The 9,193-nt window shown below is 56.1% G+C and carries 14 protein-coding genes; 12 read left to right on the top strand and 2 right to left on the bottom strand.

Annotated features, from left to right (window positions below; genetic code table 11):
• Positions 1–48: 48 nt before the first annotated feature.
• From HBR94_RS15420 to HBR94_RS15405, 4 genes are all read left to right on the top strand, one after another.
• On the top strand, positions 49–522 hold the full coding sequence (locus HBR94_RS15420; protein ID WP_170045120.1) for a hypothetical protein: 474 nt from the start codon (positions 49–51) through the stop codon (positions 520–522).
• A complete protein-coding gene (locus HBR94_RS15415) occupies positions 507–1,481 on the top strand; it encodes a hypothetical protein (protein WP_170045119.1) in 975 nt (324 codons plus the stop codon). Before HBR94_RS15420 ends, HBR94_RS15415 begins: the two co-directional genes overlap by 16 nt.
• A 245-nt stretch (positions 1,482–1,726) precedes the next feature.
• On the top strand, positions 1,727–2,158 hold the full coding sequence (locus HBR94_RS15410; protein WP_081044269.1) for a hypothetical protein: 432 nt from the start codon (positions 1,727–1,729) through the stop codon (positions 2,156–2,158).
• A gap of 108 nt (positions 2,159–2,266) precedes the next feature.
• A complete protein-coding gene (locus HBR94_RS15405) occupies positions 2,267–2,593 on the top strand; it encodes a DUF2388 domain-containing protein (RefSeq protein ID WP_154907479.1) in 327 nt (108 codons plus the stop codon).
• A 112-nt stretch (positions 2,594–2,705) separates the two neighbouring features.
• On the opposite strand, the gene HBR94_RS15400 is transcribed toward HBR94_RS15405, so the two are convergent.
• Positions 2,706–3,161: a hypothetical protein gene (locus HBR94_RS15400; protein ID WP_170045118.1), complete on the bottom strand. Its 456-nt coding sequence runs from the start codon at positions 3,159–3,161 to the stop codon at positions 2,706–2,708.
• Between the two features lie 229 nt (positions 3,162–3,390).
• Here HBR94_RS15400 and HBR94_RS15395 point away from each other — a divergent pair, with 229 nt between their 5' ends.
• Together HBR94_RS15395 and HBR94_RS15390 are read left to right on the top strand one after the other, a co-directional pair.
• Positions 3,391–3,642 (top strand): DUF1654 domain-containing protein, encoded by a 252-nt coding sequence (locus HBR94_RS15395; protein WP_054898154.1) that lies wholly within the window; start codon positions 3,391–3,393, stop codon positions 3,640–3,642.
• 662 nt (positions 3,643–4,304) lie between these two features.
• The gene (locus tag HBR94_RS15390) at positions 4,305–4,688 is read left to right on the top strand and encodes a helix-turn-helix transcriptional regulator (protein ID WP_170045117.1); all 384 of its coding nucleotides are present in this window, start codon (positions 4,305–4,307) and stop codon (positions 4,686–4,688) included.
• Between the two features lie 68 nt (positions 4,689–4,756).
• Here the strand turns inward: HBR94_RS15390 and HBR94_RS15385 are convergent, their stop codons facing one another.
• Complete coding sequence (locus HBR94_RS15385; RefSeq protein ID WP_170045116.1) at positions 4,757–5,275, bottom strand: DUF1993 domain-containing protein; 519 nt, start codon at positions 5,273–5,275, stop codon at positions 4,757–4,759.
• 224 nt (positions 5,276–5,499) lie between these two features.
• Between HBR94_RS15385 and HBR94_RS28710 the strand changes: the two genes are divergently transcribed.
• The 6 genes from HBR94_RS28710 to HBR94_RS15360 are packed head-to-tail and all read left to right on the top strand — an operon-like array spanning position 5,500 to position 9,118.
• On the top strand, positions 5,500–5,766 hold the full coding sequence (locus HBR94_RS28710; protein ID WP_262383399.1) for a hypothetical protein: 267 nt from the start codon (positions 5,500–5,502) through the stop codon (positions 5,764–5,766).
• Positions 5,744–5,974 carry a hypothetical protein gene (locus HBR94_RS15380; protein WP_170045115.1) on the top strand — a complete coding sequence of 77 codons (231 nt, stop codon included), beginning with the start codon at positions 5,744–5,746 and terminating at the stop codon, positions 5,972–5,974. The genes HBR94_RS28710 and HBR94_RS15380 overlap by 23 nt, the downstream gene beginning before the upstream one ends.
• Positions 5,971–6,198, top strand: a complete 228-nt coding sequence (locus HBR94_RS15375) for a hypothetical protein (protein WP_170045114.1) — start codon at positions 5,971–5,973, stop codon at positions 6,196–6,198. Before HBR94_RS15380 ends, HBR94_RS15375 begins: the two co-directional genes overlap by 4 nt.
• Before the next feature lie 54 nt (positions 6,199–6,252).
• Positions 6,253–7,413: a hypothetical protein gene (locus HBR94_RS15370; RefSeq protein ID WP_178112862.1), complete on the top strand. Its 1,161-nt coding sequence runs from the start codon at positions 6,253–6,255 to the stop codon at positions 7,411–7,413.
• Between the two features lie 53 nt (positions 7,414–7,466).
• Complete coding sequence (locus tag HBR94_RS15365; RefSeq protein WP_170045113.1) at positions 7,467–8,456, top strand: RecT family recombinase; 990 nt, start codon at positions 7,467–7,469, stop codon at positions 8,454–8,456.
• Positions 8,456–9,118: a lambda exonuclease family protein gene (locus HBR94_RS15360; protein WP_057442113.1), complete on the top strand. Its 663-nt coding sequence runs from the start codon at positions 8,456–8,458 to the stop codon at positions 9,116–9,118. The genes HBR94_RS15365 and HBR94_RS15360 overlap by 1 nt, the downstream gene beginning before the upstream one ends.
• Positions 9,119–9,193 lie beyond the last annotated feature (75 nt).

Below are 9,193 nucleotides of genomic sequence, written 5' to 3'. Positions count from 1 at the left end.
CGCGGACGAGCGGAAACCAAATTGACAGGAATCAGCTAAGAGGATTGGATGCCTATACCTGCACTAGATGCCAGAGGGTTGCTCCCTGGTGGCATCCATGTCGGGACCTTGCGCGATATTGAGCAACGCTTTCTGTTCAATCAGCACAGGTCAGATCTCTACTACCAAGTCAAAACGTTCTTTGACGGTGAGCTTCGAGGAAAAGCGTTTGGGCTTCAGTTGGTGCTTGGTGGTAGTTTTTTCTCCGACAAAGAGCACCCCGCTGATATAGAGGCGACCGTATACTTGCCATCCCCTATGGTGATCGCCCACGTTCAGCTAATGGCTTTAAACAATTCAGCTGAGAACGCTCGAATCAAGAACTCCTTTAGGGCTGATTTCTATGTCAGTCTGATGGTTGCAGGGTGCATGAATCTAGGACAGTTTTTTCAGTACGTCGGCCCCAAAACAGCGCATGACAAGGGGCTTCACGAAAAGGACGCGCGCGGCGTAATTGAGGTGGAAGCATGGGAACTTGGGTAGAACAGGTCCATAAAAGGGCGTCAGTGTTTCAGGACCAGATCGTCGCAGCCAAGCAGACGCAGATTGCTCACGGCGTCGAACTGGGCCAAATGATCGAGTTTCTTCAAGGCAAGCTTCGTGATCTCTACGAAGAGGAGATGCCTTTGGCCAAAATTTATGACACCTCAGATCTGGTGTTCCATGCCGAAGGCCCTTCCACCGCATCCTCAACCCCTGGACTCCATGCTTTTAACTGGCTTTGTGGCTCTGCAGAAAAACAGCTGAAGATGCTTGCTCGATCCATTTTTGACCTTTCTGACCGCGACGCAAAGAAACTGTCGAATAACCTGGATCTTCGATTCACCGGCTTCGCACCTGGCAGCATTTATGCCGGCTTCACTCTTTCTGAAATTCCTTCCATTCTCGACAGCGACGAGCCTGAACTGATCTTTTCTGTACTGAAGCAGGCCATCAGACAATTGCCCGCTATCCCTGAATTTATTGGGGATGAAAGGGTTAGTGGCGCAATCAATGAACTGATCCCCGATCCCGCTATGCGTGATGCGAGCCTTGAGACCGTATTCAAGCTATCGCCAACCGGCCGGGCAGGCATTCACACTGTCGATATTTCCTCGCCGGACGCCAGAGTAGCTTCTCTCACTGCTCGTGAGCGGGTGGTTCTAAGGGACGCATTGCAGAAGCCGGTTACCAACATCAAAAAATTTGGCCGCTTTGTCGGAGAGGTCCGAGAAATAGACCTGGACTCGGGAAGATTTCATCTTCGGAACGTGCTTGACATAGGGACGGTGCGTTGCGTGATGCCTACAGTCACAAGCGAGCAAGGTCAGAAGCTGTTGGGCGCCCAAGTGTTAGTTGAAGGTCAGTATGAATGTGATGCTTCTGGGCGACCGAGACTGATGTTCGTTGAAGCAGTGAACCCCTCACAGGGAATAGACCTGCAATCGACGATGAGGTTTTAAACTAAGCCCGGCCCAGCGCCGGGCTTCTTGTACCTCCCCTTTAACACTCGGGCTCCTTTGGTCATCCCAAATTTTAGCACCCGCTTAAGCCCGCCCTGCGTAGCCGAATCCTTCGCGGCATATCTTGTTACAACCATTCACCTGTAGGCACCGCCCTTAGAGAACTTCAAACTTTGAGTCTAGTCCTAATGCTAGGCGTGCTTTAAACCGTGAGCGCCTGCTGACAACCCATAGAGGTTCACAAAATGAAAATGACACTACCCGCCCTAGCTTTGGGTGTCCTCATTTCGCAAGGAGCGATGGCAGCCGGAGATGGCACAGCCGCTCTTGGAGGCGGCGTTGGTGGTGCTCTAGGCAACATCGTAGGCCAACAGCTCGGGGGTTCGACAGGCGCGGCGGTAGGCGCAGGCGTAGGTGGTGCTGCGGGTAGTGCTGTTGGTGCTCAAAAAGGCAATAGAGCCGAAGCTGCGTTAGGTGGCGGTATCGGCTCGGCTGGCGGCTCACTAATTGGTAATCGCCTCGGCGGCACAACTGGCTCGACGATCGGCGCAGGTCTCGGCGGCGCTGCGGGTGGCGCGCTTGGAAACAACCTGGCGGATGATGAGAGCAATCATCGGTCGGATGGTAAGAAGCACAAAGGCAACAACAAGCATAAACACAAGAACAAGCATCGTTAGTTTCTGACGCGGTTACATCGAGCCCGGCCCAGCGCCGGGCTTCTTGTTTCTGGCGAGCCTCTACCCTGCTATTGTGGCGCCCTTAGATCGCAATGGAACCAATGAAGCATGGAGTCATGGAAGACACTGGCGATAGCCCTACTGGCATCGGTCAGCACGCAGGCCGTATCAGGTGATGGCGCCAACCCTATCGCTGCCGCGATATTTCTCACAATTTCCGCGCCAACCATTTTAATTGGGGCGACCACGTCCCTCACGACCGAGCCGCCGAAGGTTTTCACATCGGCGAAGACCGACGCTCTGGCATTCATTGGGTCGGATGGAGAGATTCGCGGCGCACAGTTTGAGCAAGCATCCCGACACTATCGATTGAGCTATAGGTCGCCCCTCATGTCCGATATGCAACTCGCCAAGGCAATCGCGACATCCTACTGAGCGCAACTTTTCACATCCCTTTCACAGTCGGGCGCTTATGGTTACCCCAGCTCCTAAAGAACATCCCTTTAAGCCCGCTAATCCCCATCGCGGGCTTTTCTTTGTCTGCGATTTATTGCGAGGCGGCTGAGGCTTGCGGCTGCGATGAAGGTACAAGACTCGAAGCGCTCAGCTTTCCAGTGGCGTCCTCTGGCAACGTGTACATGGCGCCTGTGAGTGGGTCAACGATCAGCATTCCTATCAAGCCGCCAATCAGCAGGTTGCCCCAGTACCAACCGCTAACAGTCGATTTCAAAGGAACAGTTGTCTCTGTGTAGCCTTCCTTCTGGAAGGTGACGGTATAGCTTTGGCTTTTGAAGTAGCCTCGGCTAGTCTCCAAAATCGCGGTGCCTGGCGTAACGCCCCTCAGCAGCACGTCTCCGCTGCTGTTTTTGATTACGTAGTTGGCGTTTGTAGGCAGGCTGTAAAGGCCAACTTTCGGCTTGCTGTCGCTCACAATGCTAGCGCAGCCGGCCAGAGTAATTATTGCAGCAAAAGCGATGGCACCCGCCACCTTCCCCATCTTCATACAATCACTCCGTTGCGCCGTCATTGGCATAGCTGATGCTCAGCCGGGCGCGATTGTATCGAAATGATGGCAATTAGACATCTATTCGACAAAAAGCTTCTTCGCGGTTTTCATAAGCCCCATGATCATGCGATATATGCATTTACGCATAGAACTTCCTGCCGCCCTCTTGCCAAGATATGTCAGCACCAATACTGTGTATGCATACAGTACTCGCAAGGAGCGAAGCATGAACCAGGCACCCTACTCCGCATCAAAACCACGAAATTCCTACGAGCTTGTTGGCCGCCGCCTGCAAGGCTTGATCGCCTCTCCCCGGGTACAGCGGATTCAATTGGTCGAGGTATCCAGGCGCGACGATGAAAGCCCTGAAGCCTGGCGCCAGGTCATCCAAGATATCGGCGACACAGCCGGCATCAGAATCGAGCACCTGGATGACGGTGCCGTAAGGATCGGCTGGCGTGAGTACTGCGATTCCTAAATGAGCCCGCCAGTGAGCGGGCTTTTTATTGTCTCCCGCAAAAAATATGGGAATACCCATTGACGACAAATATGGGATTGCCTATATTTGCGTCCATGCCAGCAACGAACATCGCCGGCCAGCAGCGAGAGCTGCGCCGCTCTTTAACAGTCAGCGAAATACAGAAATACCAACAGACCGCATTGCCTCTACCGGCGACCGGCGATCAGACGGGTCAGATAGCCCGCCCACGACAGGAGAACCCTGTACGGCTGATCGAGAGCGAAACGCTCGAACCGTGCGAATGACCTGGCAAGCAATGCGCCCCGCGAATCCCAGCGGCAGAAGGGAGACTCAACTGAACAGAATTAGCAGTCCCGATAGCCTCGGCTGGGAACGCCGGACCTCATGCACCCTGCCCCACTCAACCAGGGCATTCAGAGCTGTAGCGTGCATGTTGTAAGGACCTGTGATCCACGGCGAACAGATGCTGTTTGACGCCGTGAGGAGGAAGCTCGCCGCCCACCCACGAAGACGACCGGCCAGCCCTGCAATCAGCAGCGGGCAAGGGGCCACATCGCTGACGCAACAACCCCGGCCTGTCGCCAGTAGCGAGGCCGGGGGTTTCACCGATAGGCCTTGGCAACAGGGCCTAACGGGAAACCAACCCGGGAGTCACGACGATGGAAGCAACAATCATCAACGGCGCATGGAAGGGTCACCTCGGACGTGGCCTTGCGCCGCGAGAGCTTCAGTTTCTGCTATGGATTGCCCAGGGATTCACCTCGAAAGAGATTGCCCGAGAGGCAGGCATTGAGGCAGGCACAGTCAAGAAGCGCCTGACCAATGCGATGTTCAAGCTGGGCGTGACGAAGCGCACTGCTTTGGTGGCTGAGGCCATGAAGCGCCAGATCATCACGCCGGTGTGCTTTGTGCTGGCGGCGCTGATCGCCATGCACTCGATGATCAGTGACGACTCGCTGCGTCGTGATCGCCGGGCGCCGGAGAGGCGGATGGCTCAGGTGCGGATGGTGCGCCGAGCGGAATGTGCCGAGCTGTTCGCCTGATAGGCACGCAAACCCAGGCAGTCGCCAGCAGCTGGCCTGGCTGTTCTACCGGGCTTCAAACAGCAAGATCACTGTCGCAGGTAAGCAAACATGTGCTGTACATAATCGGCTTTCCCGAGAGGTACACCGTTATTGCGCAAGATGTTGTAAGCCGTGACCAGGTGAAAGTAAAACTGTGGAGTAGCCCAGTTCACTGCGTATTCGCTGCCGGTCATATCGAAGGCCATGCCGTTTGGTAACTCGATAGCGATTTTACGCTCGGCCCCTTCCTCTATCTGAGCTCGGTCTGCTGATTCAATAACTACCAAAGTGCGTTTGATTAGCTCCTTCGCTGCCGCCATATTTTCCGGAGGGGCGAGCGAACTAACCGGCCGCTGTGTAAGCCGCTGCACCGCCTCCTGAGCTTGAGTGCAAGCGTACTGAATTTGCCGGGCTAGATCGTGCATATCCGGTGCTAGCCGGGCTCCAAGCAGAATTTGCGAGTCGTAGCCACGCTCTAGAGCAGAAGCCTCGCCCTTAGACAAAAGTGACGATAAAGCTCGCAGCATTTGCGCGAAACACGGGATGGTAACTGTGTAGACCGACATGTCTTTTCCCTAAGTAGTCATTCATAACGGGCAAAAAGGATCTGCCTTTCTCCCGGACAGCAGCCTGAATCCTAGCAGACTGTTGACGTTCTTCCGCCGGCATTCCCGCGGCCCCTTCCCAGACTCTATTACGTCAGCACTCCTCCCCCGCGCCCATCAGCAACCAGCGGGAGGCATGAGTGTTGACGAATACAGGTGAACAATCCGCCAATCTGGAGGCGACCATGATCCAAAGTCACCAAGCTCACTGCGATGTAGCACTTGCAATGAACCAACGCCGCAATATCTCCATAGCCTTTTGTCTCGGCATGGTCGGCTCCAGCACGCCAAAGAACTCCCCCCGCTACCGCGTAGTCCCAGCGGGCCACGAGTTCTTCCACGTCGTCGAAGCCTCCACTGGAAAGGTGAAGGGGTTCCGTCGCAATCACAACGAAGCCTGTGCCCTTGCCCGCTCCCTGGAGTCTCGTCATGCAAACAAGCTACGCGGATAGCGCCCAGGCCCGCGAATCCGACAGGCGCTGGGACTTGCCCAACTTCGGAAAGACTCAGCATATCGATCTGTTCCACGAGTACACGGCAGATGACCTGGCAGAGCGTGAGGCGCGTCACCTCACAGAACGCGCCAGCTTAAAGCTGCGTATCAGCGTAGCCATGGGGCAGATGGAACTGATCTGCCCGCCAGTAAGGGGTGCTGAATGAACATCGCCCAGCGAGACCACCAGATAGCCGCGGGCTGGATAGAGGCCGAGATAGAAAACCTGATCCGGGATCTGGGTAAGGAAAATGCCAGCGCTGCGGCGCGGTCATGCATAACCCTGGCTTTTATGCTGAGAGCCATCGACGAAGCTGAGCACCGTCATTACCAGGCGAAAATTGACCAGATCTACGCCAAACACAACGCCTCTACCGTTTCCGCCGCATAACTCTGCTGACCCACACCACTTTCAATGCTGCGCCAAGCGCGGCGAGGGATCGTCATGTCCAAAAATGCCAACAAAGCACTCGCACAAGAATCGCTCGAAACATCTGAGGCTCAAGAAGTGCATAAATCTGTAGCGCCTGCTGTTTCGATCACCGACATCGTCGAATATCAGCCGCATGAAGAGCAGATCGTTCGCCTGGAGACCACCTACGCGAAGCTGGTCGTTGATTGCTCGACGAGCGAAGGTTTGGCAAATGCCAAAGAGGTTCGCGTTGACATCCGCGACGTGCGCTATGCCCTGGCGAACACTACCAAGACAGCACTGGTGCCATACCAGCAGAAGGTGAAAGAAGCACAGGCCCGAGTTAATCAGGTCAAGGATTTTGGCGAGGCGTTGAAGGCTCGAGTTTTGGTCCTGGAAGAGCCAGTTGATGAAGCCATCAAAGCCGAAGAAAAGCGTATCGCCGATGCGAAGGCCGAGAAGGAGCGCCTTGAACAAGAGCGCATCGAAGCCATCCGGGCAAAAATCAACCGCTTCAGCGCTGTCGCTGCCGCCTATGCAAGCCGAAGCGCAGCCGACGTTTCTAACATCCTGCAGGGCGTCAAGGAAGCGGTGATCCTGCCCGAGGAGTATGGCGAGTTTGAAGCTGAAGCCACCATCGCTCGCGACAACGCGATTGATCAGCTGGAAGTGCTGCACAAGTCTGCCCTGGAGCGCGAAGCGGCCGCCGAAAAGCTACTGGCCCAGCAAAAGGAGCTTGATGAGCTGCGCGAGAAGCAGCGAATCGCCGACGCCGAGGCTGAAGAGCTGCGCAAACAACGCGCAGAAGAAGACCGCAAGCGCTTGAAGCAGCAACAGGATGAGTTAGACCAGCAACGCCGTGACATGGAGGCTCAGCAACGTCAGCAGCGTGAGCAGCAGGAAGAGCAACAACGCCAGCAGCGCGAGCGCGAGGCACAGTATCAGCGCGACCAGGAAGAGCTGGCCCGTCTGCGCGCCCAGGCTGCCGCGCCTGCTCCAGTAGCGGCTGTCGCTGCCGCTCCAATCGAAAAGGAAGTTGAAACTGCGCCTGTTGCAGTAGTCGCCGCCGCCATGGCTTCCATCAACGTAGACCCGACTACACCCCCGGCTGAAGAAATTGTCGAAGTGGTCGCCCTGGGCTTCGACGTTGACATCGACACCGCTCGCACTTGGCTGCGTGCCCTCAGCTTCTAACCACCCTTTCCATCTGACGGCCAGCACAACCCATGCTGGCTACGGAGAGCGTTATGACCGATACAGACACCCAAGCACAAACCGGCCTCGCCACTTACCACGACCCATCGCACAACGCTGCAGCACTCATCCTCGACCCGGGCACCATGAAGTCGATGAGCGATCTCGCGATGATGATGTCAAAGGGCGTTACAACAGTCCCTAAGCACCTCAAGGGCAACCAGGCTGACTGCATGGCGGTAGTGCTGCAAGCGATGCAATGGCAGATGAACCCATTCGCGGTGGCGCAGAAGACCTTTATCGTCAACGGTGGCGCATTGAGCTATGAGGCCCAGCTCGTGAACGCAGTGATCACCGCCAAGGCGCCGGTCAAAGGTCGCTTGAACTTTGAGTGGTTCGGCTCCTGGGAAAACGTCATCGGGAAGATGCGCGAAGTCACCAGCAAAACGAAGAAGGACGAGGATACAGGCGAGCCCAAAAAGTATCGTGTCCCGGCCTGGAGCTTTGACGACGAAAAAGGCCTCGGGATCAAGGTCTGGGCAACCTTCAAAGGCGAAGACGAACCGCGCACTCTTGAGCTGTTGCTAACCCAGGTTCGCACACGCAACTCTACGCTCTGGGCGGAAGACCCGAAGCAGCAAATCGCATACCTGGTCACCAAAAAATGGGCGCGACTCTTCTGCCCTGACGTGATCCTTGGTGTTTACACCCCTGACGAATTCGAGGACTCGTACGGCGGCGAGATCGATATCACCCCCGCCAAACAGACTGCGAACACCGCTGCCGCGGCAAGCGTGTCGTTCGGGCCTAAATCTCCATCACCTGACATCGACGGAGTATTTGCGGACCTTCTGGTCGTCGCGAAGCGCCAGGACATTGAAGCCTACGCGGCAGCTTGGGCGAGCCTCAAGCCGAAGCAGCGAGCGGCAATCGGTCTTGAATGCCACGAAGCACTCAAGAGCATGGCGGCGACCGTTGATGCTGACTTCACCGACATGAGCGGCTCCAACGCAGACCAGCCCCATTCAGAGGAGGCCGCGTAGTGAGAACTGAGCTTCAGGGCACGGACAAGTGGCATGCAGACCGATCTGGCCGAGTGACAGCCAGCCGCTTTAAAGACGTGTTGGCCTGGGGAAAACCTGACAAACATGGGAAGCGCGAGCCGATGGGCGCGCGCACCTCATACATGCGCGAACTGTGCTTCGAGCGGCTGGCAAAGAAGTCCAAACACAACGTCAGCAGCGCCTCCCTGAAATGGGGGCACGCCGAAGAACAAAAGGCCCAGGACGCCTACGAAATGCTGACCGGCAACATCGTCCTTCCCTCAGAATTTATCGTCCACCCCAAGTACGACTGGCTTGGCTGTTCTCCCGACGGCCTGATCAACGATGACGGAGGAACTGAATCAAAGTGCCCTTTCAACGAAGCAATTCACATCAGGACCTGGCTCGAAGGCATGCCCGAAGAACACATCCCACAGATTCAGGGATGCATGTTCGTTACGGGTCGCAAGTGGTGGGACTTCATTTCGTTCGATTCCCGTCAGGATGAAGAGTGTCAGCTCTACATCGAGACGATTTACCGCGACGAGGACTACATCGCAAACCTGCACAAGGAGCTGGTCCAGTTCAACCTGGAACTCAATCGCATGGTCGACGAGGTCGCAGACAAGGCGCGGGCGCAAGCCCACCGCCTGGGAGCCTGACCATGCGCCGCATAGCCCGCACCCAGCAACGCAAACGTCAAACCTGGCTCGCACTGCCGGCCAGTGGAATAGAAG

The organism is Pseudomonas sp. WS 5412, assembly GCF_012985615.1.
GTDB lineage: Bacteria > Pseudomonadota > Gammaproteobacteria > Pseudomonadales > Pseudomonadaceae > Aquipseudomonas > Aquipseudomonas shahriarae.
Note: the sequence above shows the minus strand (reverse complement) of the source record. Positions and strands in the feature narration are given on the sequence as shown.